The sequence below is a fragment of the Duodenibacillus massiliensis genome, from assembly GCF_900128485.1.
Lineage (GTDB): Bacteria > Pseudomonadota > Gammaproteobacteria > Burkholderiales > Burkholderiaceae_F > Duodenibacillus > Duodenibacillus massiliensis.
The window spans coordinates 60,393-80,643 of sequence record NZ_LT635856.1; the positions used below are offsets into that span (position 1 = coordinate 60,393).

Sequence of the window (20,251 nt, forward strand, 5' to 3'; positions counted from 1 at the left end):
GATTAAGCACCCGTGCCGCTACCGTCGTAGACCACGGCAGTCTTTGCACCGACATACATATTTGATTTCATACTGGATCGGCAATCGCTGTACTGCGAGTACATGGGCCCCAACACAAAGAACCGCACACCGGTGAAGCCGTCGGGGAAAGTGAAGGACGCCAGATTCGAATACAGACTTAAGGAGGAGCCCGAGTTCGAGTACACGAGGTAATTCGTCGGAAGGTTTGACGACATTCCGGAGAAGTCGAGGGTATTGATTCGCAGGTCGCAGCGCAGGGTATAGATGGCGTACTGAGGCGACAACGATGCGCCGTCCGAGTTGAAGCTACAGTTTCGAATATCGACCTCTCCGCCTTCGGCATGAACAATCATCCGTATTCCACCGTAGTCCTGAACCCCCTTGAACGTGAGCTGTGAGAATCGCACCGTACTGTCGTTGATTCGGAGAGGCGGAAGAACGGCTGTCGTTTTCCCTGCCCACTGCTGCACGACAACTAGGCGAAGCAGCCCTTGCAGATACAGAACGCTGACGCGGGAGAAGTCCCCGGCCACGTTGATAACCGCGCGGTATGGCTTCTTAGTCTGCTGCAGGCACCAAATTGCCCGGTTCAAAGAGTTGAATGGCTTAGCCGCGGTACCATCCCCGGCGTAGGCCGCCGAGGCATCCACATAGATGGCGACGTTCTCCTGCATCAGATTACCGAAAAAGCCCCCGCTTTCAGCGAGGACTCTATCCTGTGTTTGCGGTAACGCTGATGGCTCCGCCAAGTCGAAATCTGCGAGATAGAAAGGAATTTCATTAGGGCCGTCGTTAAAGCCAAGAAGCATGGCCCCCTTGAAGAAGTCCACGCTTTCCAACTCGGCGAACGATCCCCCAAGGAACCACTTCCACACGACTTCACACTTTGCCGTATCAAACACGACAATGGCTTCCTCGCGCTGCAGAACATTCGTACTGCTTGTGGTACTGCGCGGGAAGAACAACAAGCCCTTGTACACACCAAAGTCCTGCCCTGTCGCCGGAGCCCATGTTGGATAGCTCCACGGGATAGAACGCTCCAATACCCATTCCGTCGTGTACACCAAAACCTTGGCATTGGCATAGGCGTAGAACCGATCGGTATAGGAGTCGTAGGCGATAGCGCCGCCACTAGCTGCAGGCAAAGCGATAAAACCTTCGCGCGTCAATGTAGCCGCGTCAACGACAGCGATAGCCTGAGCCACGTCACTAGCCAACGTCGTGACGTACAACTTTCCATTGCAGTACGTCAGACCATTAGCGTGATAGAGATCAGTGTAATCCGCGGACGTTCGGGCGCCCGTAGACACCGTGTATTTCACAATTCGCTGAGACGCGTTGTCCTGCGTGATTTCAGCGAACCAAACGGTATCCTCTCCATCGGTGCAAAAGCCTTGCAGAAAATAGCGCGAGTTTGAATCCCGCCAGTCAACCGTCGTGGTAAAAAGGATGCCGGGATCAAGGCGTTCGGTAAATTGACGAGTCCGCCACCACGGAGAAGCCAGCACGGCGCTCTTGCTGAGCATATCGGCCAACTTCTCCGCAATCGTCTGAAACAGCTTTTCCAAGGTCTCGCCGCCCACCAACCTGTTCGAAATATCCTCCCCGGCGTTGCCCGGATTGCCGTAGCCCTTGACCCAAAAGTAACCGTCGTAGGGATAAGCCTCGACCTCTTCAAGGGAGTTCACCAGGTGGGGAATATCCCACGAATAACGTTCGATAAAGCCCTTGATGGCTTCGCAGGCGGCAAGCGTTTCCTTGGACGCCCCGGCTGCAGCGATAGCGTCGTCCACCGCGGCGAGCAACTTATCGCGCAGCTGACGAGGGGTGATCGCGTCCGTCGGATCGGTGATGAGCGCGCGGCTGACTTGCTCGACAAGTTGCTGACAGAGAATCGTCAGCCGGTCGAGCGAATCATTGAGCACCGTCGGAAAGAACGCCCCTCGGTTTGTGAAAACCGTCGGCTGTACATAGGCTTCGCCCGAGATAACGGCAAGCGCCGCGCCTTTTACCAGTGGCTCCTTAAGCGTAATCTTGCCGCCAGGGTTGATATCTTGGTCGTCATTAAGGACGCAGACGTACGCATTTGGGTTAAGAACCGCATCAACGCCATGGGGCGGCGCAACGTGAACTTCGGCATCCTCAGACTTCAGTAATTTGAAAGAAAAAGAAAACTGCGTCTGCACACCGTCGCCGACATAAATATCGCTTCGGCGAAGTTGAGATTGAATAGCCATGGGCGAGACCTCAGAATTTAGTCTCTGCAGTCTCGCCCCGTGGCCCCGGCGTTTATGGACGGGTTAACGCCACGACCTATCGAACTCCTCGTTTGCGTCGTAGTCGTTCGAAGAGCCGTAGAGCTGTCGTTCGAGCCGCTGATCTAGTTTCGGCGCGACGGGCGCGGCGAAGGTGAGCGCCAAAGCATCCGCCAAGTCAGTGCTTCGCCCAATGCGTTCCTTGATCTTGTCTTTCGACTCCAAAATCTTCAGCCCTTTGCCCGTGGTGTAGCCGTACGTCGGCGCGGACAAGTCAGCTTGTAGCATCGTATCCGGAGGGATTGCCCCGCCGTCTTGTAGCCATTTCGCCATTTCTGCCCACATTTCCATGCGTTTATTTGCGTAGTGCGGATCCGAAGAGGCACCGGCAAAGGCCACTTCCGTCACATCAAAACGTAATTGCCGCAACCTATCGACAACACCGGAACCATTGCCAATATCGATGAACACCGCATCCGGTTGCCATTCCCTAATCTGAATCGCCACCTGATCCGCGAGTGCCATATTGTCGAGTTTCCGGATGACTGTCGGCGGCCAAGACACAACGCCCTGACGCTTGAATATCACAGAAGCGTCAGACCCAAAGCGTGCCACGTCAACACCCAGGATGCGCGGAGACGCAGCGTAATCGTGCTCTCGGTACTGTCGGCACGCAGCGGCGCGGACGGTATCAATCGAGATCAGCACATTGTCGGCCGCCGCATTGAAGTCACACATGAATTCCTGCCGGAACTCATTCTCGGACATTTCGAGTTTCAACGCCTGCAACTCGTTGTCCGGAATAACGTGCGTCCGATCCACTGAGTAGAGCATTGCAATCCACTCCGGGTCACCGGCGGCCATGCGTTCGAGAGCCTTGTCATACATCTGACTGAAGAGATTTATCCCCTTCGGCGTCCCAATGAATACCGCCCAACCTTTGCGGTCAGCGAGCGCCGGGCGCAAAATTTCGCCCCACACTTCGGGCTTCATCTGCGCCACTTCGTCAAGAACCACGCCGTCAAAATACGCGCCGCGAAGGGCATCCGGATTATCGGCACCGTAAATGCGGATAGTGACGCCGTTCGGCAGTGTGATAGACAACTTCTGCTCATTGACCTTGCACATCGGTATCGGGGCCGTGTAGTGCTTCAGATAACCCCAGGCGATCTGTTCGGCCTGATTCCGGAACGGGGCAATGTAGGCGTAAAAGCCCCGCTCCTTCGCGTCAACGATAGCCCGCTTGATAAGGTGATTGACACTGAGAACCGTTTTACCCATACGGCGATGCGCAACCAGGACAGCGAAACGATGAGTTTCAAGCGCCTGATGAATCTCGTCCTGAGGATACCGGGGCGCGTACGGAATTTTTATCTGTACCGTCATTCTTCGTCGCCGCTCCATCCGATGCTGAGACCGCCAGCAATTGTCGTCTTGTTGTCCTTTTCGTAGAACCCGACGTGCTTTCCGATCAACTCAAGCGCCTTATTGGCGGCCGGTGCGTCTACCTGTTCCTGCACCGGCAGTCCTGCATCGTCGTAGACTTGAGACCGGCGTTCGCCATCGAACTCGGTTTTCCCGTAAGTCTTGGCATTGATCCGGTACTGATCGATATGCCACTGCAGCACCTGATCCTGAGTGATTTCGAGCCGTTGCGTTCGAGCGGCTTTCCCGTCCGCAACAGCCTCCATAACGTTAACATTTGACAACAGGCGTGATGCCTGCTCCCGCGCCGTCTTCGCACTATATCCCGCCCGAATTGCAGCCTGAGTCGCGTTCAGATCGACAAGGTACTCTTGCACAAATCGTTCTTGTTTCGGCGTCAGTTTCGGCACTTTCTCCTCTCCCAATGATCCACAACTCTTCCACGCATGAGCCCCGCCGCCACAGCCCACACGGTTGATTTTGGCATATCAAGCATATCGGCTATGGCCTTGAAGCTGTACCCCTCATCCCGCAGCTGAAACACCTGATCTATCTCAGCGTCAGTGTACTTTGCCACCGGCGAGTCCTCCCCGATCCGTACCCCGTTGCCGCTCACTGCCACCATCCGCAAAGAAACTCGGACACTCTTGTCGAGCTTGCGCGACGGCGTTTTCGATGACGCGCTTGCGGGAGATTGACTCTTTTGGCAAGGCTTGGGCTTCGGCGGCAGCCCGGGCAAGTCGGGTTGCCACCAAAGGCGGGAAAACAAAAGCAATTCCGAGTCGTTCATTCATTTAAAACTCCTCTATGTTCCACCCGCACCCCTGACGCTTCGCCTTTGGGAAGACCACAAACATCCGGAACGGGTACTGAGACGCAGCAACCTTCACCTTTACCCGGGCGTCGTCCTGAAACACGGCGAGCGTCCCTTTGACCTCGTGAAGTTCAATTTCACCGTTTGGCCGGAGCACCATGAAGTCGGGCGTGTACCAGCACTTCCCGGCGGCAATCTTGACTTTCATGGACTCGAACCAAAACTTCTCAATGCGCCCCGCCTGCTGTTCTGCCTTCAGAAAAGCCGCATAAGCGGATTCCGTCGCGTTCATCTCACCAGGCTTCAGCCGACCTTTGGCGTATAGACGTTTCATTGTGGGCTTCATTCTTCGTCCTTCCTGTGGTTCTTTTCGACCTGAGCGTCGCAGACGCCCAGCCAAAAATACCGCTGCTCTAATTTCGTCTTGAACTGTTCAGCCTCTACGGACGGCGCCCAGCCTTTAAGCCCTACGTCGTGGCCGACCTTATAAGCGCGAGTCAGCTTCTCTGCGACAGCGCGTGAAACTCCGGTAGGCGTTTTCATCATTCCTCATCCTCCCTTTCGTACTGCGCGTGAACGCGCCGAACCTCTCGCTTCAGCCGCATGAGCTGAAGCAACAAACCTTGTTTTTTGAAATATCGCGGCGCAGTTGTTTCAACATCTGCGAGAACTTCCACGATCTTCGCGGCGTCCTCAGGCTTCAACTGCACGTGCTTCGGGTTGCTCATGCCAATCCCTCCTTTTTGAGTTTTTCGATAAATTCCACAGCGACCTTTTCGCAGTCCTTTGCTGTCATGCGCCAGTCCGCCGGAACCGGCCACAGTCTGCGTTCGCCCTCATCGAGCCCCACCCAGACGGCAGGCGTCCACTGCACGTACGCCGGAATGCTGATAACGACGTGCCAAGAGTCGTACACCACGTCTTCCGGCCCGAGTACTTTTTCTCTGACAAAGACGTCGCACGAAATCAGACTCGCGTTAGGGGCAAGAAAAGTTTCGGTGCTCATGCCGCCTCTCCGAAAACGTCAGCCGAAAGCGGCCGGCGCATTGAGTTACCTAAAAACTGATAAGCGACGCACTTGCCGCGGATGCGGTCCACAAGGCGCGGACCGAGAACGTTGTTAAGGTCTGCCGGGCGCAGATTCGAGAGGAAAATCGTCGGGCGGTTTTCTGAAATCCGGCTGTCGATGATCGAAAAAAGAATCTGCTTCTCGTTTTCGGTGCCGGCCTGGACACCGACCTCATCAATCACAAGCAGGGAGACCTCCGAGAAAAGCCGAATTGCGTCAAAACTCGTTCTGTCGCTTTTTCCGCTCCAGGTGCTACGGACGTATTGGATGATGTCTGTAGCGCGCGTATAGATGCCTTCTGACTGCGGCAAAAGGGCATGAAGAATGGCGCACGCCAAATGACTTTTGCCGGTCCCCGGGTTACCGAAGAAAAAGAGTCCGTAGCCGGTCTCTTTCGCCTTTTCCCAACCGCGCACGAACCGGCAGGCGAGGTCCAGCGCGCCTTGTTGGCTTTTCGTCTCGGCCAGAAAGTTCGAGAATGTTTTGGTGCGGTATTCGGCCGGGATGCAGGAGCGCCGTAATGCCTCCTCGATGCGGTCGCGGGCTTCGGCCGCTTTCTTAGCCTTTTCGTAGGCCTCACGCTCTTCCTGGCGGCGTTTACGTTCGATCAGTGCGCACTCAGGACACTGAGACTCACACACGACCTGCCCGCCCAAAACGGTCTGAATACCGTTATACGGTCCGTGAATTGCGCAGTTCAAAACGGCGCCCCTGCGGATCGGCATAGGGACTGCGCCCTGCGAGGATTCGATGATGGCTGAAAATGTCTGCATGGTTGCTTACCCCCAATTGGCCGTACCGTCAGGATTCATTGATCCCTCGTAGTAGGCCTCGTCAAAAACTTCAGGTTGTTGGTGTGCGGTTGATCCCGCGGGTTTGGCGTTTCGTGTTTCCTTTTGGCGACGAACCCAGCCTTGCCAAGATTGATTCCACCCTTTGTCAGAACGAAGCTCACCAGTCCCTCGTCCTTTCGTGAAGTAGAAGACGAAATCAGCGAACACCGTCTGCGGGTCAAGATCAGGCCGAACCTGTTTTGCGTAGTCCGCCCATTCAGAAGGAAGAAGGTCAAGGTTGAATGCGTGCGTGATTGCCTGCCGCTTTTCTTTCTTCTTTCTTTCTGTCTCTTTATTGGTTATTGGTTCTTGGTTATTGGTTAGCATTGTGTCCGCATTGCGTTCGCTATGCGTTTGCATTCCGTTCGCATCTGCGTCCGCATTGCAAGTGCATCCGTTTTGCATGTCGTTTGCATTTGCGTCTGAGGCTTTCTTTCCCCTTGAGCCCTTATTCCATCGGGCTTGAGCAGACTTCGCGGCCTTCTCGGACTTCTCCGCGGCCTTGGCAATCTCTTCATCGCACCGGCGATGCGCATAAACGTCACCTTCACGATGGAAAAAGCGGTCAAGCACATATTCCAGTGCGGCTTTCTCTTCCGGCGCATATGCTCGGGAGATGCGTTCGCATTCCGAACGCATAAGCGGACGCTCGACTGAGTAGTAGAGCATCAACAAATCTATGTAGACACCCTTTTCGAGTGGCGACAAAAGACGCGTGCTCGAATCCCAGTCACCTACGTGAAACTGAACGTAGTTCATGGCGAGCCTCCCGGCTACTTGCCCGTGCTTTCAATGAGTTCCCAATCGATCTGAGGAAGAATCGCCCGACGGGAAACCTGCCGGCGCGTTGCCTCTTCGAGTTTGCAAGCAAGCGTGACGGACACACGACGTTCCGGGTGGTTGACGATGTTGTAAAAGTAGTTGAGTTTGATCCCGCACTTTTTGCAAATGGCCTTTTTCTCGACCGACGCAAGGGAGCGGAAATACTGCGATGCAGAGGGAAGCATGAGAGCTACTCCGTTTTAGTTCAATTATGGGTACTGGAATACTACCCCATACATTCCCCAAAAGTCAACCAATACGGCGCAAAACTTTCCTAGACTTTGTGCGACAATCTAACCCATAATTTGACCTAGCCGGACTAAGAGGAGGACAAATAATGGTTGATGATGAACTGACAGCTCGTCGCCGGGTTAATCTGCGACGTATCGCCGATGAGTTAGGTGGAGCCGCTGCTGTTGCCAGAAAGACTCAAAAGAGCGTCCAACAAATAAGCAGTATGCTCAACGGCACCAAGTCCTTTGGCTCAAAGATCGCTCGTGACATAGAACCTAAACTGGGGCTTCCCCTGCAAAGCCTGGATAAGGAAGCGCCAAATTTTGTAGTTGCAGCGGAAACGCCTGAAGCTACGGGGTACGTGCGCATTACAGCGCTTGAGGCGCGGAAAGAGTACAACCTGATGCGCATTCAGGAATTGAGCAAAATCAGGCTGATGGAGTGCAAAGAAGATTGGCTGTACGAACAAGCTCTTTCCACATCCAAGCCCAGTGCGCTAAAGCTATTCTCTGCGCCATCGGACAACATGGAGCCAGAAATTCTCCAAGGCGGATCAGTCGTCGTTGACATCTCGCAAAACACTTTCACCGCCAACGGCATATACGCCATGACGTATAAGGGTTCGGCATTCATATATCGGATACAGATGAACCCTGACGGATCAGTATATTTTTTGTCGGATAATCCAAAATATGAAAAGATGGTAGTGAAGGACACGTCCAACATCGTGATAGTTGGACGGTGTGTCGGCTGCTGTAACACGCACTCGCTCTAATAAAATTCCATTGTTCATCAAATCTCAAGCCCGCGCACTGCGGGCTTTTTTGTTGCCTTTTTGACTCCTATCAAAAACCGGTCACCTAACCAGAATACCCTGAAGTCATCTTTTATAGTTGACAAGCAGGTTAGTGATGTGGTTTAATTTCGGGTACGCAGATGAGTAATTCGGACTCATCTAAACAAAACCACCAGGAGGCAACGAAATGACACAGACGACCATTGTTTTGAACCCCAAGCGGACTGAGTACTCGGCTGAGAAGGCTGCAAAGAGGGCAATGACGGTCGCCCAGATGATCGAGGCGCTGAGGCAGTTCCCTGCGGACGCCCGCATCGTGGTGTCGGATTACGCCGAATACATGTACGCGCCGGTGACGCTCTCCGATCTGCATGAGCACGTTGAGGAGGAGTAACGCCATGACATTGGACTTCGTCTTTCGCATGGGTGAGTTGGCCGACATTGAAGAAGACCGCTTTTGGTCCCAGGCAAACGTGGTGATCGTCATCGCGGCCGTCACGGGTCTTGTGACGCTTTTGAAGTGGGTGCTGGCATGAAGCAGTTCATCGAAAACGTCCTGGCAGCCGCGGCACTCATCCTCACGATGCTCGTGCTGCTATCTCTGCCAGGCTACTAGAAACGAGAAGGGGGGGGGGTGGCGCCCTGCCTTACGAGAAGGTGGCGCCCTGCCTTAACGGAGAAAGAAATGATTGATCTCAGCAAACACAACGAAGATTTGATCCGAGACGCCAACACCTGGAAGCCGCTCAACGTCTACCCGCTTGAGCGCGTGATGGTGTTCGAGAGCGGCAGCCAAAGCTACTTCGTCTACACCGAGCTGCATACCGTTTCAGTGAGCGACGCAAGCCGCAGAGAAGTATCGAACTCCTACGCCTTAACAGAAGACGAGTTCTCCCGCCTGATGGGCGAACTCAACCTCGACTAGGAGGCTACATGAACGAAGACGACAAGGACCTCGACGCCGAAGAGCTCGAGGACGAAGAAGAGGAAGAAGAGCCGGAAGAGGACGATGGCGACGATGGCTTTGAAGATGACGGCTGGATCAATGCCGGCGACTTCTACCACTGGGACCCGTTTAAAGGACAGTAGAAAATGACAGCAGTACAGATCTCTCACGAACAATGGCTCAAAGCCCGACAGACCGGAATCGGCGGTAGCGATGTCGCCCCGATTCTTGGTATTTCCAAATGGACAACGCCGCTGGACGTATACAACGAGAAGGTAGCCGACACCCCAACGGAAAAAGACAGCGATTCCATGGAATGGGGGCGCCGCCTGGAACCGGTTATCCGCCAGGCTTACGCGGATAAGACGGGACGCGTCGTGGCCGTGCCGGAAAAACAGTTCCGCAGCGACGCTCATCCCTTCATGATTGCCAATGTAGACGGTGTTTGCGAAGACCGTCTGTTGGAAATCAAGACCGCACGAACCGGCGCAGACTGGGGAGAAGAAGGCACGAACGAAATCCCAGACTATTACCTGACGCAGGTCATGCACTACATGATCGTCACAGGATACCGGCTTTGCGACGTGGCAGTGCTCATCGGCGCTTCCGACTTTCGCATTTACACAGTCGAGTACGACGACGAACTTGCTCAGATGTTGATCGAAGCCGAAGCAAAGTTCTGGAAGATGGTCGAGAACCGGACGCCCCCGGCTCCTCGTTCGCTTGCAGAAACGAAGGCCGCCTTCCCCTCCTCCGTTCCTTCGAGCATTGAGGCCGACAACAAGATAGCCGAGACCATGACCGAACTCGCCAAGGTACGAAACGAAATCAAACAGCTGAAGGACACGGACGACAAATTGACTGCTGTCGTTCAGGCCTTCATGGGCGAAAGCGAAAAGCTGACTTTCGGAGGCTCAACCCTTGCCACCTGGAAAAGCAGCAAACCAGTAGCCCGACTTGATTCGGCTGCGCTCAAAAAAGCCATGCCGGACATCTACGACCAATACACGAAACAAAGCGCGCCGACCCGCCGCTTCATCGTAAAAATTACTGAGGAGTAAATCATCATGGCAACAGAAATCACCGTAAACCCCTTCGCCACCCCCGCCCCTGTCGCCAGCCGCGGATCCGCCCCGGCTACAGCAGCCGTTGAAAGTTCTCGCGCCGTGGCTGAAGTGCAGGCCGCTTTGGCTATCGCCCGCATGAATCCGCGAGATCAACGCGCCGCGATGGACCGAATCTTGAACGCCTGCACGCGGCAAACACTCGCTCAGGCCGCCGTTTATTCCTACGCTCGTGGAGGAAGCGAAGTTACAGGTCCGTCGATTCGCCTCGCCGAAGCCGTCGCACAGCAGTGGGGCAATATGCAGTTTGGCATTCGTGAACTTTCAAACGCCGGGGGAAAGTCTGAAGTTCAGGCTTTCGCCTGGGACGTAGAAACAAACACCCGCCGCGAAGTGACGTTCTCTGTTCCTCACATTCGTCACACGAAGAGAGGCTCCTACAAGCTCGAAGACCCGCGCGACATCTATGAGCTTATTGCCAATCAGGGTAGCCGCCGCCTTCGCGCCTGCATTTTGGCCGTGATCCCCGGGGACGTGATTGAGGCGGCTGTGTCGCAGTGCCAGATAACGCTTCGCGCCAACGTAGACGTAACGCCGGAAGGCATCAAGAAACTCATTGATGCTTTCTCTCAGTTCGGCGTCACCAAAGCGCAGATCGAGAAGTTCTGCCAGTGCCACGTAGAAGCCATCCGACCGGCTCAAATCGTACGGCTTCGAACGATCTACACCAGCTTGAAGGACGGCATGGCCGAGCCTGCGGACTTCTTCGAACCGGAGTCCGCCCCTGCCGCTCCTGCCATTGAAAAGCCCGCCGAGAAACAGACGCTGAAAGAAAGACTCAAGGCGCAGAAAGTTGCTGAAACGACGGAGATTGCCGACGCTGATACGCCGGATGCCGGAGCGGAACCCGCACCGACGGCCGCGCCCAAAGAACCGCTCCCGGATCTCAATCCGAACGAGCCGGAAGTTCGGGAACCGTGAAAGATCACCCGTAACACACAACTTTCACTTAGGAAGCACAAACAGGAGTCCAAAAAATGACCTTTGACGATAAGGCCCTGGCAGCCGGATCGGTGATCGCCGCGGTGTTCATTTTTCTTTGGCTTTGGCTCAGTCCGGGCGTTTTTCTGGGCTGGTTGATCTGGGGGTAAGAGATGGAAGCACAGGATTTAAAACGCCGCGTCCGGGAGCTGTATGAGCAGGTCTCCTTCAGCCAGGAGGAGACACGACGGCTTCAGATGATCGAGGACGCGATCACAAAGGGAGCAATCGAGAAGGCGTGCGTGCTCTCGATGATCCTCGCGACAAGCACGCACAAAAAGGCAAACGCCGCGGCCCGGCTGCGGGATACGCTGAGGAGAGCGAAAGATGGCCAAAAACAGCAAACCGCGCAAGAAGTATCGGCCGAAGCCCGTGAGGTTTAACTGTTGGGAACGCTCAGACATCGAGCACCTGCAGGCCGTGTTTCAGGAATTTGAGCTTATCACTGAGTTCAAATTCCCGACCGGCGAAGCGAACATGGACGACATGTGCTGTGTCCGGGACGTGCTCAATCTCTGCACCCTCGGGATGGTGACACGGGACTGGCTAGATCGGGACGAGGTCAAGGACTGCACACCGATCGTCAACGCGGCCGGAGACGCGATCAAACGATGCGCCGACCGCGCCTGCGACCGCAATCCGGACGCCCCGCGGTTTGTGTTCGCCGGAGACGAACTCAAGGCAGTCCGGGCAGGAGTCGCGATTGCCGGCCCCTTCATTCGGGACAGTCTGGACGAATCACCAACCCGCCTCATCCTGGAGTTCTACGCGATGCGGCATCTGACAAGGGGAAAGGACGGGCGATACGCCTACACGGACGAACAACTGAAAAGAGCAATTGAACAAGAGAACGACAACATTGACTGGAGCCACCGCCATGGATAACACAACACTTCTGATGGACCAGCGGCCGCAGCCGCCTTCAATGGCCAGTTCGACGATGAGTTCAGCTACGGCCGCGTGCGTTGAAGCCCTCGTTGGCGGTGTAGTGATGGAGCTTTTCGGCGGGGTGCCGCCGTGTGGATTGTTGGAGGAGTGAAGATGCAGACCAAGTTGCTGACTATTAAGGAAGTCGCCAAGCGGCTCAATAAGTCTGTGAGCACGATCCGCAGTTGGATTCGCGGTTACTACGACAACGGCGACGGCCCGCGCCTGCGGGGGCGCGAATTTATTAAGCCGATCCGAGTCGGCGGCACCCTGCAATTTAAAGAATCCGAGCTCGAACGCTGGATTGCCGAAGGAGCTCAACGTTGACAAACGCACAAGAATCCGCGCATAATGCCCGTGCCTCGTCTACCAAGAGGCACCGGATTGGCGCCCGGAAAGCGAAAGGTGTACAGCCGCCTTACTTCCGTATGAGCGGATTTTTTGTGCATAGCAGTCTCCCTTTACGGGCGGACTGTATGGGGCATGCTTGCATGCGCCGGTACCCTTTTGCACCGGTACGCCAACCCGTACAGTCTGCCCACCACGATTGGCGTCGTGAGGGCAGTTCTCAAACTGCAAAAGGAGGACACGCTATGCAAGCGTTCCAAGGTGCTGCTCAAACGCAGCCGTCAACATTCAATCTCCCGTTCGCCATCACGGCGCTCATCAAACACCAGCTGACCTCCGGCGAAGCCAAGGACTACGCGATTATGTCGTGTTCCGAAGCCAAGAACATCCTCATCGCCGTAGCCGATTCGGCCGAAAGCGATAGCCAGATGCTTTCCACCGCAGGGCTTCTCAGCGTCATCAAATCCGCCGCTTCCATTTTGGAATGCGCAGAACTCCTCGTTAATGAGACGGAGAAATGAAAATGACTCATACCGCTATCGTTACCCCGCCCGTCGTCCAAGATCATGACGGGCGTCCCATGACCACGAGCTTCCAGGTTGCGAAGTACTTCAACAAACGTCACGACCACGTCCTCCGTGACATCGACAACCTGATTAAAAAGCGCCCCGATTTAGGTGTGTCCAATTTTGGGGAGTCTTTTGAAAACAAGGCTTTAGGTACTGTTCAGAACCACAAGGTTCGTTTTTATTACATGGATCAAAAAGGCTTTACTCTGCTCTCCATGGGCTTTACGGGCGACAGGGCTCTCGGCTTCAAAATCGCTTATATCGACCAATTCGAGGCTATGGCGAAAGCTATTGCCAACGCAAAGACGAACTACCTGCAAGACTACATCAACAAGCTGACGATGCTGGAGAACAAGAGAGAACGCTCGTCCGTTGCTGGGCAAGCCTTACATGAGTGGAAGACCGAAAAAGGACAACTGGAACTCGAAGTGAAGGAAGCGGAAAAGAAGGTGCAGCCGGAACTGCCGCTGCAGATCAGCGTTTCCATCGAAAATAAGGAGAAGTAAAATGAAACAGATCGACCTCACCCCTATCTATAAGGCCGCCGCGAAGGTTATGGCAGAAAACGGTATCGAAGAAATCCGCCTCCGCCTTTTGAAGGATGATGACGGCCCGTCAGCCATCGACTTCGAGATCAACGGCGCGGGCTATATGTCCAACTTCGAGGAATATATCCCCACCATCAAGGCCGTTGAGTCCGACATGATGAAGTTGGTCATCAGCCGCCCTGACAACGCGTAACCATCTTCGCGGCGTCACGAAAATGGTCCCCGCCAACCGAAGGCTGACGGGGATTGTTTTTATATAAAATCAGTCATTTCATTGATTATATTATCATGCGTATCAGGAATTAAACTAACCAATTCGCCAGTTATCGAATCTACGATATTGGTCGGAACATTTCTTTTCTTGGACACATATATATAAACAACACCGAGAAAGGCCTTAAATTTAAGAGTTTCCGCCAAAGACAATCGCATCAATCCTTGATTATCCAATAATATTTGTTTGAGTGCAAAAAGGAATAGAATTTGAGCCGCACCGGCAGTCCCATATTTCCTAGAAAAAATCACCATCCGCACCCTAATATCTCTATTTGTATATAGCGACCCCGTAGCTAATTTAGCTACATCATTCGCAATCTTAGCCGCTTCCTGATTAACACCAACAACGCTGACTATCCTTTCCACTTCTTTATTGATAGAAACCTGACGCGTAGCATTGTTGAAACAGAAGAGCGCGACGGCCAAAACAATGCCACCAATGACGATCCCGATAATCAGTCCTGAGCTCATCATTTTGCACTCCCTCGTTTGACAGCATTCATCACCGTGCAAAGCAATTGAAGCTCGCTTTCAATTACGGATTGAGGCATAGGATAAAGCCACTCATTTTGGGAAAATTGCTCTGTCACATCGCCCTCTGCAAAATAATCACTAAAGCCGATATTGTTTAGCTTTTTTATTCTCCACCCTTTGCAATCAATTTCATTTAAACTTGCTAATGATTTTGTTTGCGGTTGCCCTTTTACACTCGCGCCTTTTGCGTAGCTAATAATCGACCAGATTTTATTTTCATCATGAACGGGGCCGACAAAAAGAAAAGCGTTTAAATTTTTCAAAAACGTACCGGGGCAAATTTCACCACGCATCTCCTTTTCAACTAACGAAGAACCTTTTTTCGGAACGGTCATTTTGAACCCGCCGACGACAATTTCTTCCGCCGAAAAAGAAGGCACAGACATAGCAATACAAGCCACTCCCGCCAAACAGGCAATAACCCTTTTCATTTGTCCACCTTGCTAAAACAAAAATCCGCCCACGCGGTCATCAATTCACGCCGGCGCAGGAATAACGTCTGCCGCTCATACGCACCGTTGTAGCCGTCGTTCAGTTTGTGGTGCAGACAAAGATGCGCCACCCGCACGTCAAACCGCTTATCGTTTCCCAAACTGTCGTCCTGACTCCAGGTCATAAACGTGGCCCGAGCGATTCCGTGCTGAGTCGGACGTACCGTCTTCCCGCGCTTCAGAGTCTCGGCCTTGTCCGTCCAATCGCCAGGCGTCAATTTGACAAGCCGCCCGAGCATCGTATCCGTCATCACGTTACCGTAACGATTCGGGAAGATCAGCCCTTCATGCGGTCGATCAATGCTTTTCAGAAACTCAATCACCTTCGGGGCCAGCGGCACAATCAATGCGCCGTTGCTGGAGACCTTCAGTTGTTCGGGCGGGACTGTCCAAATCTTCTCTTCCCAGTCTATCTGATCCCAACGGGCTTCCCGCGCCGTCTGCGAACGCGTCGCCGTCAGAATGGAAAACTCAAAGCACTGTCGGCTACTGATCTGCTTTTCGGCCATAGAGGCAGCGAAGAAGTCCGGCAACTCGCTTACCGCCAACGCCCCGCGGTTTTGTTTGACGTGTCGATTGTTCGGCAAAAGAAACTGCAACGCCCCATGACGATCCGCCGGATTGTCCCTGTCGGTGTAGCCCTTCGCCTTCGCCCAGTCGAAGACCTTTTTGGCGAAACCGAGGCACCTATCCACAATGTCCGGTTTATCCCAAATAGCCGCCGCAATCTCGGCCACGTCCGCAGGCTTGATCTCGTCAATAAGCTTGTCACCGATTCTCGGCCACACGTGACAACGCATCCGGCTTTCGAAAACACGATGAGACTTTGAAAGCTCCTCCCAGTTGCCTACGTCGATATTCCACTGCATGTACTCGTCGCAGACTTTTCGGAAAGTTTTCTTTGCCACGGACACGGGCTTTTTCTTTTTCGAGGCTTCGATCTCTTTCACAAAATCTTCAGCACCAAGTCCCATCAGCCGGGCAGTCATAGCCCGCGCATTCGCCAAAGCGATACTTGCAGCACTGCCCAGACCTACGTCATACCTCTTGCCATTTACCTGACGACGCAGCACCCAAGCCCGTGAGCCACCTTTAATCACGAGGTACAAACCTTTGGTCAACTCGTCCCGATATACGCCGTCGCCAAGATTTCCCAAGGTTCTTTGTGAGAGTTTGGCTTTCATAAAAACTCCTCAACCAGGGAAGATTCTCTTCCCTAGTTTCTTCCCTAGTTGAGGTTAACACAAATTGATAAAGGCGAACACTTGTGAATAGGGAAGAACTAGGGAAGCAAGGATGCTTCAAGTCCCGTCATCACTAACGAAAAACCCCTGAAGCCAACGGCGACAGGGGTTCACGCGAAAAGCGAAAAAGCACTGGTTGGTAGGAACTGGGCCTACCATAATTCGAATTTCAGATATTCTCAGATAATCTCCCTCAGTCTCCATTGTTCACCTAATACGATGAATTTAAATGGAAACACTGCCTACCGTCAGTCTCTGTTGTTCTCTGTCGTTCTATATCAAACTCCCTCCAGCTCGCGAATGATTTCACCCAACTATGCTCCCAATGGGTATGATTTCTTCGGAATTTTTCATTTTTTCTTCGGAACTTTTGGGAGCATAGCCTCCAACCCGCAGGAGAGCGGCATGAGAGTAGCTGAACGCCTCACAGCGATACGACTGAAGACCCTTGAAAAGGACACTGCCTGCGGCGTTGTGCCGGGGCTTTACGTGACTGTCCGGAAGCTCGCCGACGGATCGTTTGCCAAGTATTTTGTTCTCAAAGATCGAAAACAAAAACGCTCCTACACCATCGGAAAATTTCCGGACATCTCACTCTCAGAAGCATTCACCAAGGCAGCAGAATGGCGAGACCTCATCCTCAAGGGCGATGACCCTTCCAAACAACTCTTAGAGGCCTCCTCTCCCCAAAAACTGACGTATGAGAATCTCATGTTTCAATGGGTCGAATTCAACAATAAACGCGGCCGGTGGAAAGATGACAAGAAACCTCGACTCGGCGTGTGGCAAGGATATTTCAGAAACCACATTCCAGACTCGCTGCGCCAGTGTCCGGCCGCTGAATTAACGCCCGAGATGTTTGCTGACGCGCTGGCGGAAAAATGGCGGACCATGACCAACACCCCGGAAAAGATTCTTGCTGACACCAGGAATGCCATTGACTGGGCAATCCGACAAGAAATCATTCCGCCAATGATCAACCCGGCGCGCATTCACGGCGGAAAACTTGGAGACCTACTGCCGTTGAACAGACCGGAAACCGGCCACGAACCGGCTCTCCCCGTCCAAAAGATGCCGGCATTCTTCAAAATGCTCATGGAATACACCCTTTCGAGCCCTGCCGCCAGATGCTTGGCCTTTGCCATCCTGACGGCAGCCAGAAACTCTACCGCTCGAGAGGCCACTTGGAGTGAAATCCAAAAGGACGATGACGGCAACTGGATCCACCTGATTCCGCGTTCACGCATGAAGGTCAAGGCCGAAGGCTTGCCGTTTGACCGAAAGACCCCTCTGAGTTCCGTTGCGGTCAGGCTGCTGGAAACCATGCCGAGAGTCAAATATGAAGGACAGGATTACCTCTTTCCCAGTATCTTTCATCGTAGCCTCAAGCCGATGTCTCCGGAAGCCTTCTCGCGCCTCTTGAAAAGAATGCACGACCGCCAGCGCAAAATTGACGGTATCGGCTGGGTTGATCCGGAACAAATCCACGGAGCAACGCAGACACCCCGCATTGTGACGCTGCATGGCTGCGCCAGAGCAAGCTTCAATACCTGGGCCAAGGACGGGAAACGATTTGGACATCCCTTCTTTCCAAAGGATGTCCGGGAGAGCTGCCTCGACCACAGAAATGAGTCTTACCAGTGTGCCTATGACCGCGACCAAGCCACTGGAGAAATGCGCGATGTCTTTGAGGCCTGGGGACAATTCCTGACACAGGAAATGGATGACTTCAACTAAAAAAAGGCGCCATAGGGGCGCAGCCCCATGACGTCATGGACGATGAAGTATTTCCTTTACTGCTGATCGATCTGATGATAACCGGATGACCAATCGGCTGCCCTCTTCAGGAGATTCCGCACTCTCAACAAGAAGGCGTCTACATTCTGCGATTCGTCGCTCACAAAGCTTTCCGGAATCGCAGGTGCCGGCGGGCACTCGACCACCGCCGGCGGCCGCGCCGCGCAGGCGCTCAACATCCCGCCGCATACCAGCAAGCTGAGAGTCAAGCGCATCGATTTCAGCCTGCTTCTTGTCGACCGCGTCGGCGAGCTTCTTCGCATTGTCTGTCTCCCTTTTCGTGAGTTCGGCCTGGTACTTCTGAGCCGCGGCCGCGTAGCCGGCTTTAAGGCGCGCGATGTCTGCAGTGCGCAGGGCGTCCGCAAAGGCGTATCCGGCACTGAAGACGACCACGGCCGCAGCGAGGTAGAGCCACTTGGCCATCTTTAAAGCAGCCAACCGCCGGCAAAGAAGCAGATCATGCCGAAGCCGACACAGACAGGCGCCCAGAAGAGACGGCACTTGCGGCGCATCTCGGTATCGAGCTTGGCCTTCTCGGCCTTGAGTTTTTCGTAGGCGTCCAGCGTGAGATCTTCGACCTTCACGCCGATTTTCTTAAGCCATTCCTGAAAGTCTTCGCTGTTCATCACATACTCCTTGAAAAATTTAAAAACGTATTTGATGATTTCTTCTTTGGTCATTTTTTGCAGTTGTCCCAGCGCGCCTTGAATCCTCTGGCATCAACATGCACAAAGCTGTCATACAGCCCCACTCCGCCGTCAGAATTGAGCTCCAAACAGAGATCCTGAAGTGCCGGGAGGTCTTCCTGATGCTCCGGACGAATGTCAGCCGCGAGGCCCCTGACGTGGTAAGAGTTCTCCACGCCGCCCACGGCGCGATTGTGCTCAGGCGAGCGATAAGCGCTGTTGACAATGATCGGGCGGCCCCATGCCGTACGGATTCGGTTCAATAAAAAGAGCAGTTCTGATCTGACCTGCTGCTCCCCGAACGGAGAGCGCTGGCCGTCCTTGCTGGCGAGCTCTTTTGTGTCAAAGTATCCGATTTGCATTTTTGCCTTCTTTCGGCTTGTCGCCGATCTCTTCAACTGATTCATCCAACCGGGCGTTGATCTGTTTGAGTGCCTTGCGAATAATCGGAGGGATGCATCCGCCGAGATCCATGCGATCGAGGTTCTCGATGATGCTCATGAGTTCTGTGAAGCCGTAGGCCGCGATGACAATGCCTTGGAACACAGCGAGATAGCCCAGCGTGTAGGCAAACTGCACGTCAAGGCCGTGCGCAAAGCCCACGACAACAAACATCAGGCCCTTTTTCAAAAGCCCATGAGACACGATCCGGCTCTCAAAGTCGCGTTTGACGAACGCGGCCGCCATGCCCGTCACAAGGTCTGCTCCGACAAAGATCGCGAGCCATATGATGAGCGGCTTGGTATCGAGACCGAAGAAAAACGAAAGAGCGCCGGTGAGGGCGCCCACGGCCGCGGCAAGTATTTTCTCTGTGCCAACAGGCAAAAAGTCCGGCGTCATGTGCATCCTCTCCGGCATAAATCACTCCCGCAGATCCGGCGGGAATTGCCGCCGGCCCTTTTCGCTCTTCCACGACTCTTCGCAGTGGTTCTTGTCGAACCACAGCAGGGCATCGATCAGCCGCTTTGGCCAGAGCCGCTGGCCCGAGCAGTATTCCCGCCAGGCCCGGCTCGACAAACTCTCATCCGGCCACCCGCCGATCAGGGCGTTGGCGAGTTGATCCAACGCGATCAGCACGTTCTTGATGTATGCGTACATCACGCGGCCGTAAAGTCGACAGGGACAAACTTGATCTTGATTTTCGCGAGGCCTTCTTTCGTCTTCGCGTCATCAATCGCGTCTCGCGTCTTCCACTTGTAGTCGTAAGCGGCGAGGCCTGCAGAGATAATTTCCTGATTCAAGACCTGGAGTTGCTCAAGGTTGAGCGGGTGTTTTACGTTGTTAGCGTCCATAAATTCGACGCCAGCTGCGGTGTAGGTGTTCTGCGCCTCTAAAGCCTCGACAAGGGCGCCGACGTCAGTTTTCGCACGGTCGTCGCTGTCAGCCTCAAAGCCGAGAGAAGACTTTAAGGTGGCGGCTTCACCGCGCCAGGCAGTAAAGGCACCGTCCAGCTCACGCTTCTTTTCTTCTTTCAGCTCATCGAGCGTCTTTTCNCGATTTCAGCCTGCTTC

At 53.9% G+C, this 20,251-nt stretch carries 34 protein-coding genes; 14 read left to right on the plus strand and 20 right to left on the minus strand.

The features are described 5' to 3' along the window. Positions 1 to 2: 2 nt before the first annotated feature. The 11 genes from BQ7486_RS01545 to BQ7486_RS01595 all read right to left on the minus strand — a co-directional run bounded on the left by BQ7486_RS01545 (position 3) and on the right by BQ7486_RS01595 (position 7,424). On the minus strand, positions 3 to 2,258 hold the full coding sequence (locus BQ7486_RS01545) for a hypothetical protein (RefSeq protein ID WP_074008699.1): 2,256 nt from the start codon (positions 2,256 to 2,258) through the stop codon (positions 3 to 5). A gap of 63 nt (positions 2,259 to 2,321) precedes the next feature. Next, the gene (locus tag BQ7486_RS01550) at positions 2,322 to 3,662 is read right to left on the minus strand and encodes a terminase large subunit domain-containing protein (protein ID WP_074008735.1); all 1,341 of its coding nucleotides are present in this window, start codon (positions 3,660 to 3,662) and stop codon (positions 2,322 to 2,324) included. Beyond that, positions 3,659 to 4,111: a terminase small subunit gene (locus BQ7486_RS01555; RefSeq protein WP_074008700.1), complete on the minus strand. Its 453-nt coding sequence runs from the start codon at positions 4,109 to 4,111 to the stop codon at positions 3,659 to 3,661. The genes BQ7486_RS01550 and BQ7486_RS01555 overlap by 4 nt, the downstream gene beginning before the upstream one ends. Before the next feature lie 150 nt (positions 4,112 to 4,261). After that, positions 4,262 to 4,495, minus strand: coding sequence for a hypothetical protein (locus tag BQ7486_RS11545; RefSeq protein WP_143182994.1), 234 nt, complete (start codon positions 4,493 to 4,495; stop codon positions 4,262 to 4,264). After that, positions 4,496 to 4,861, minus strand: coding sequence for a hypothetical protein (locus BQ7486_RS01565; RefSeq protein WP_235836706.1), 366 nt, complete (start codon positions 4,859 to 4,861; stop codon positions 4,496 to 4,498). Continuing rightward, positions 4,858 to 5,061 (minus strand): hypothetical protein, encoded by a 204-nt coding sequence (locus BQ7486_RS11550; RefSeq protein WP_074008702.1) that lies wholly within the window; start codon positions 5,059 to 5,061, stop codon positions 4,858 to 4,860. The genes BQ7486_RS01565 and BQ7486_RS11550 overlap by 4 nt, the downstream gene beginning before the upstream one ends. Then, on the minus strand, positions 5,058 to 5,243 hold the full coding sequence (locus tag BQ7486_RS01575) for a hypothetical protein (protein ID WP_074008703.1): 186 nt from the start codon (positions 5,241 to 5,243) through the stop codon (positions 5,058 to 5,060). The genes BQ7486_RS11550 and BQ7486_RS01575 overlap by 4 nt, the downstream gene beginning before the upstream one ends. Next, a complete protein-coding gene (locus BQ7486_RS01580) occupies positions 5,240 to 5,521 on the minus strand; it encodes a hypothetical protein (RefSeq protein ID WP_074008704.1) in 282 nt (93 codons plus the stop codon). Before BQ7486_RS01580 ends, BQ7486_RS01575 begins: the two co-directional genes overlap by 4 nt. Next, entirely contained in the window at positions 5,518 to 6,357 is an 840-nt protein-coding gene (locus BQ7486_RS01585) for an ATP-binding protein (protein ID WP_074008705.1), read from the minus strand. The genes BQ7486_RS01580 and BQ7486_RS01585 overlap by 4 nt, the downstream gene beginning before the upstream one ends. Positions 6,358 to 6,363: 6 nt before the next feature. Continuing rightward, the gene (locus tag BQ7486_RS01590; protein WP_074008706.1) at positions 6,364 to 7,176 is read right to left on the minus strand and encodes a YdaU family protein; all 813 of its coding nucleotides are present in this window, start codon (positions 7,174 to 7,176) and stop codon (positions 6,364 to 6,366) included. Between the two features lie 14 nt (positions 7,177 to 7,190). Beyond that, positions 7,191 to 7,424 (minus strand): helix-turn-helix domain-containing protein, encoded by a 234-nt coding sequence (locus BQ7486_RS01595; RefSeq protein WP_074008707.1) that lies wholly within the window; start codon positions 7,422 to 7,424, stop codon positions 7,191 to 7,193. A gap of 152 nt (positions 7,425 to 7,576) precedes the next feature. Here BQ7486_RS01595 and BQ7486_RS01600 point away from each other — a divergent pair, with 152 nt between their 5' ends. From BQ7486_RS01600 to BQ7486_RS01650, 13 genes are all read left to right on the plus strand, one after another. After that, on the plus strand, positions 7,577 to 8,248 hold the full coding sequence (locus tag BQ7486_RS01600) for a S24 family peptidase (protein ID WP_074008708.1): 672 nt from the start codon (positions 7,577 to 7,579) through the stop codon (positions 8,246 to 8,248). Positions 8,249 to 8,456: 208 nt separating this feature from the next. Beyond that, positions 8,457 to 8,663, plus strand: coding sequence for a hypothetical protein (locus BQ7486_RS01605; RefSeq protein ID WP_143182995.1), 207 nt, complete (start codon positions 8,457 to 8,459; stop codon positions 8,661 to 8,663). Between the two features lie 4 nt (positions 8,664 to 8,667). Next, positions 8,668 to 8,805 (plus strand): hypothetical protein, encoded by a 138-nt coding sequence (locus BQ7486_RS11850; RefSeq protein WP_154666298.1) that lies wholly within the window; start codon positions 8,668 to 8,670, stop codon positions 8,803 to 8,805. Between the two features lie 149 nt (positions 8,806 to 8,954). Next, positions 8,955 to 9,194, plus strand: coding sequence for a hypothetical protein (locus tag BQ7486_RS01610; protein WP_143182996.1), 240 nt, complete (start codon positions 8,955 to 8,957; stop codon positions 9,192 to 9,194). Positions 9,195 to 9,202: 8 nt separating this feature from the next. Further along, positions 9,203 to 9,358 carry a hypothetical protein gene (locus BQ7486_RS11855; RefSeq protein ID WP_154666299.1) on the plus strand — a complete coding sequence of 52 codons (156 nt, stop codon included), beginning with the start codon at positions 9,203 to 9,205 and terminating at the stop codon, positions 9,356 to 9,358. A 3-nt stretch (positions 9,359 to 9,361) separates the two neighbouring features. Beyond that, on the plus strand, positions 9,362 to 10,276 hold the full coding sequence (locus tag BQ7486_RS01615) for a YqaJ viral recombinase family nuclease (protein WP_074008711.1): 915 nt from the start codon (positions 9,362 to 9,364) through the stop codon (positions 10,274 to 10,276). A 6-nt stretch (positions 10,277 to 10,282) separates the two neighbouring features. Beyond that, a complete protein-coding gene (locus BQ7486_RS01620) occupies positions 10,283 to 11,260 on the plus strand; it encodes a hypothetical protein (RefSeq protein ID WP_074008712.1) in 978 nt (325 codons plus the stop codon). 173 nt (positions 11,261 to 11,433) lie between these two features. Then, entirely contained in the window at positions 11,434 to 11,703 is a 270-nt protein-coding gene (locus BQ7486_RS01625) for a hypothetical protein (RefSeq protein WP_074008713.1), read from the plus strand. After that, the gene (locus tag BQ7486_RS01630; RefSeq protein ID WP_143182997.1) at positions 11,648 to 12,205 is read left to right on the plus strand and encodes a hypothetical protein; all 558 of its coding nucleotides are present in this window, start codon (positions 11,648 to 11,650) and stop codon (positions 12,203 to 12,205) included. The genes BQ7486_RS01625 and BQ7486_RS01630 overlap by 56 nt, the downstream gene beginning before the upstream one ends. 156 nt (positions 12,206 to 12,361) lie before the next feature. Further along, positions 12,362 to 12,574, plus strand: a complete 213-nt coding sequence (locus BQ7486_RS01635; protein WP_143182998.1) for a helix-turn-helix transcriptional regulator — start codon at positions 12,362 to 12,364, stop codon at positions 12,572 to 12,574. Positions 12,575 to 12,840: 266 nt separating this feature from the next. Beyond that, positions 12,841 to 13,116, plus strand: a complete 276-nt coding sequence (locus BQ7486_RS01640) for a hypothetical protein (RefSeq protein ID WP_074008716.1) — start codon at positions 12,841 to 12,843, stop codon at positions 13,114 to 13,116. Positions 13,117 to 13,118: 2 nt separating this feature from the next. Then, positions 13,119 to 13,670, plus strand: a complete 552-nt coding sequence (locus BQ7486_RS01645; RefSeq protein ID WP_162272214.1) for a Rha family transcriptional regulator — start codon at positions 13,119 to 13,121, stop codon at positions 13,668 to 13,670. A gap of 1 nt (position 13,671) precedes the next feature. Then, positions 13,672 to 13,905 carry a hypothetical protein gene (locus BQ7486_RS01650; protein WP_074008718.1) on the plus strand — a complete coding sequence of 78 codons (234 nt, stop codon included), beginning with the start codon at positions 13,672 to 13,674 and terminating at the stop codon, positions 13,903 to 13,905. 59 nt (positions 13,906 to 13,964) lie between these two features. On the opposite strand, the gene BQ7486_RS01655 is transcribed toward BQ7486_RS01650, so the two are convergent. Genes BQ7486_RS01655 through BQ7486_RS01665 form a run of 3 tightly spaced genes read right to left on the minus strand, consistent with a single transcriptional unit; the run spans position 13,965 to position 16,197 of the window. Then, positions 13,965 to 14,462, minus strand: a complete 498-nt coding sequence (locus BQ7486_RS01655; protein ID WP_074008719.1) for a hypothetical protein — start codon at positions 14,460 to 14,462, stop codon at positions 13,965 to 13,967. Then, entirely contained in the window at positions 14,459 to 14,953 is a 495-nt protein-coding gene (locus tag BQ7486_RS01660) for a surface-adhesin E family protein (RefSeq protein ID WP_074008720.1), read from the minus strand. Before BQ7486_RS01660 ends, BQ7486_RS01655 begins: the two co-directional genes overlap by 4 nt. Next, positions 14,950 to 16,197 carry a tyrosine-type recombinase/integrase gene (locus tag BQ7486_RS01665; protein WP_074008721.1) on the minus strand — a complete coding sequence of 416 codons (1,248 nt, stop codon included), beginning with the start codon at positions 16,195 to 16,197 and terminating at the stop codon, positions 14,950 to 14,952. The genes BQ7486_RS01660 and BQ7486_RS01665 overlap by 4 nt, the downstream gene beginning before the upstream one ends. A gap of 360 nt (positions 16,198 to 16,557) precedes the next feature. Between BQ7486_RS01665 and BQ7486_RS01670 the strand changes: the two genes are divergently transcribed. Next, positions 16,558 to 17,994 (plus strand): tyrosine-type recombinase/integrase, encoded by a 1,437-nt coding sequence (locus BQ7486_RS01670; protein WP_235836707.1) that lies wholly within the window; start codon positions 16,558 to 16,560, stop codon positions 17,992 to 17,994. A gap of 33 nt (positions 17,995 to 18,027) precedes the next feature. On the opposite strand, the gene BQ7486_RS01675 is transcribed toward BQ7486_RS01670, so the two are convergent. From BQ7486_RS01675 to BQ7486_RS12570, 6 genes are read right to left on the minus strand one after another with little or no spacing between them, the layout of a single operon-like run. Further along, positions 18,028 to 18,477, minus strand: coding sequence for a hypothetical protein (locus BQ7486_RS01675; RefSeq protein ID WP_074008722.1), 450 nt, complete (start codon positions 18,475 to 18,477; stop codon positions 18,028 to 18,030). A gap of 2 nt (positions 18,478 to 18,479) precedes the next feature. Further along, complete coding sequence (locus tag BQ7486_RS01680) at positions 18,480 to 18,734, minus strand: hypothetical protein (RefSeq protein WP_074008723.1); 255 nt, start codon at positions 18,732 to 18,734, stop codon at positions 18,480 to 18,482. Then, positions 18,731 to 19,102: a YcbK family protein gene (locus BQ7486_RS01685; RefSeq protein WP_074008724.1), complete on the minus strand. Its 372-nt coding sequence runs from the start codon at positions 19,100 to 19,102 to the stop codon at positions 18,731 to 18,733. The genes BQ7486_RS01680 and BQ7486_RS01685 overlap by 4 nt, the downstream gene beginning before the upstream one ends. Further along, a complete protein-coding gene (locus BQ7486_RS01690; protein ID WP_084765536.1) occupies positions 19,083 to 19,598 on the minus strand; it encodes a phage holin family protein in 516 nt (171 codons plus the stop codon). The genes BQ7486_RS01685 and BQ7486_RS01690 overlap by 20 nt, the downstream gene beginning before the upstream one ends. 3 nt (positions 19,599 to 19,601) lie before the next feature. Further along, positions 19,602 to 19,838: a pseudouridine synthase gene (locus BQ7486_RS01695; RefSeq protein WP_074008726.1), complete on the minus strand. Its 237-nt coding sequence runs from the start codon at positions 19,836 to 19,838 to the stop codon at positions 19,602 to 19,604. Beyond that, on the minus strand, positions 19,838 to 20,215 hold the full coding sequence (locus BQ7486_RS12570; protein WP_084765538.1) for a DUF4376 domain-containing protein: 378 nt from the start codon (positions 20,213 to 20,215) through the stop codon (positions 19,838 to 19,840). The genes BQ7486_RS01695 and BQ7486_RS12570 overlap by 1 nt, the downstream gene beginning before the upstream one ends. Positions 20,216 to 20,251 lie beyond the last annotated feature (36 nt).

Bases quoted from the DNA above. Each gene is read 5' to 3' on its own strand.
- BQ7486_RS01550 (WP_074008735.1), bottom strand. From the start codon at position 3,662: ATGACGGTACAGATAAAAATTCCGTACGCGCCCCGGTATCCTCAGGAC.
- BQ7486_RS01625 (WP_074008713.1), top strand. From the start codon at position 11,434: ATGGAAGCACAGGATTTAAAACGCCGCGTCCGGGAGCTGTATGAGCAG.
- BQ7486_RS01590 (WP_074008706.1), bottom strand. From the start codon at position 7,176: ATGAACTACGTTCAGTTTCACGTAGGTGACTGGGATTCGAGCACGCGT.
- BQ7486_RS01575 (WP_074008703.1), bottom strand. From the start codon at position 5,243: ATGAGCAACCCGAAGCACGTGCAGTTGAAGCCTGAGGACGCCGCGAAG.
- BQ7486_RS01680 (WP_074008723.1), bottom strand. From the start codon at position 18,734: ATGACCAAAGAAGAAATCATCAAATACGTTTTTAAATTTTTCAAGGAG.
- BQ7486_RS01670 (WP_235836707.1), top strand. From the start codon at position 16,558: ATGATTTCACCCAACTATGCTCCCAATGGGTATGATTTCTTCGGAATT.
- BQ7486_RS01585 (WP_074008705.1), bottom strand. From the start codon at position 6,357: ATGCAGACATTTTCAGCCATCATCGAATCCTCGCAGGGCGCAGTCCCT.
- BQ7486_RS01620 (WP_074008712.1), top strand. From the start codon at position 10,283: ATGGCAACAGAAATCACCGTAAACCCCTTCGCCACCCCCGCCCCTGTC.
- BQ7486_RS01600 (WP_074008708.1), top strand. From the start codon at position 7,577: ATGGTTGATGATGAACTGACAGCTCGTCGCCGGGTTAATCTGCGACGT.
- BQ7486_RS01675 (WP_074008722.1), bottom strand. From the start codon at position 18,477: ATGGCCAAGTGGCTCTACCTCGCTGCGGCCGTGGTCGTCTTCAGTGCC.
- BQ7486_RS01665 (WP_074008721.1), bottom strand. From the start codon at position 16,197: ATGAAAGCCAAACTCTCACAAAGAACCTTGGGAAATCTTGGCGACGGC.
- BQ7486_RS11550 (WP_074008702.1), bottom strand. From the start codon at position 5,061: ATGATGAAAACGCCTACCGGAGTTTCACGCGCTGTCGCAGAGAAGCTG.
- BQ7486_RS01650 (WP_074008718.1), top strand. From the start codon at position 13,672: ATGAAACAGATCGACCTCACCCCTATCTATAAGGCCGCCGCGAAGGTT.
- BQ7486_RS01655 (WP_074008719.1), bottom strand. From the start codon at position 14,462: ATGATGAGCTCAGGACTGATTATCGGGATCGTCATTGGTGGCATTGTT.
- BQ7486_RS01635 (WP_143182998.1), top strand. From the start codon at position 12,362: ATGCAGACCAAGTTGCTGACTATTAAGGAAGTCGCCAAGCGGCTCAAT.
- BQ7486_RS01690 (WP_084765536.1), bottom strand. From the start codon at position 19,598: ATGCCGGAGAGGATGCACATGACGCCGGACTTTTTGCCTGTTGGCACA.
- BQ7486_RS01630 (WP_143182997.1), top strand. From the start codon at position 11,648: ATGGCCAAAAACAGCAAACCGCGCAAGAAGTATCGGCCGAAGCCCGTG.
- BQ7486_RS01565 (WP_235836706.1), bottom strand. From the start codon at position 4,861: ATGAAGCCCACAATGAAACGTCTATACGCCAAAGGTCGGCTGAAGCCT.
- BQ7486_RS01640 (WP_074008716.1), top strand. From the start codon at position 12,841: ATGCAAGCGTTCCAAGGTGCTGCTCAAACGCAGCCGTCAACATTCAAT.
- BQ7486_RS01545 (WP_074008699.1), bottom strand. From the start codon at position 2,258: ATGGCTATTCAATCTCAACTTCGCCGAAGCGATATTTATGTCGGCGAC.
- BQ7486_RS11545 (WP_143182994.1), bottom strand. From the start codon at position 4,495: ATGAATGAACGACTCGGAATTGCTTTTGTTTTCCCGCCTTTGGTGGCA.
- BQ7486_RS01685 (WP_074008724.1), bottom strand. From the start codon at position 19,102: ATGCAAATCGGATACTTTGACACAAAAGAGCTCGCCAGCAAGGACGGC.
- BQ7486_RS01580 (WP_074008704.1), bottom strand. From the start codon at position 5,521: ATGAGCACCGAAACTTTTCTTGCCCCTAACGCGAGTCTGATTTCGTGC.
- BQ7486_RS01605 (WP_143182995.1), top strand. From the start codon at position 8,457: ATGACACAGACGACCATTGTTTTGAACCCCAAGCGGACTGAGTACTCG.
- BQ7486_RS01660 (WP_074008720.1), bottom strand. From the start codon at position 14,953: ATGAAAAGGGTTATTGCCTGTTTGGCGGGAGTGGCTTGTATTGCTATG.
- BQ7486_RS11850 (WP_154666298.1), top strand. From the start codon at position 8,668: ATGACATTGGACTTCGTCTTTCGCATGGGTGAGTTGGCCGACATTGAA.
- BQ7486_RS01615 (WP_074008711.1), top strand. From the start codon at position 9,362: ATGACAGCAGTACAGATCTCTCACGAACAATGGCTCAAAGCCCGACAG.
- BQ7486_RS01645 (WP_162272214.1), top strand. From the start codon at position 13,119: ATGACTCATACCGCTATCGTTACCCCGCCCGTCGTCCAAGATCATGAC.
- BQ7486_RS01595 (WP_074008707.1), bottom strand. From the start codon at position 7,424: ATGCTTCCCTCTGCATCGCAGTATTTCCGCTCCCTTGCGTCGGTCGAG.
- BQ7486_RS01695 (WP_074008726.1), bottom strand. From the start codon at position 19,838: ATGTACGCATACATCAAGAACGTGCTGATCGCGTTGGATCAACTCGCC.
- BQ7486_RS01610 (WP_143182996.1), top strand. From the start codon at position 8,955: ATGATTGATCTCAGCAAACACAACGAAGATTTGATCCGAGACGCCAAC.
- BQ7486_RS11855 (WP_154666299.1), top strand. From the start codon at position 9,203: ATGAACGAAGACGACAAGGACCTCGACGCCGAAGAGCTCGAGGACGAA.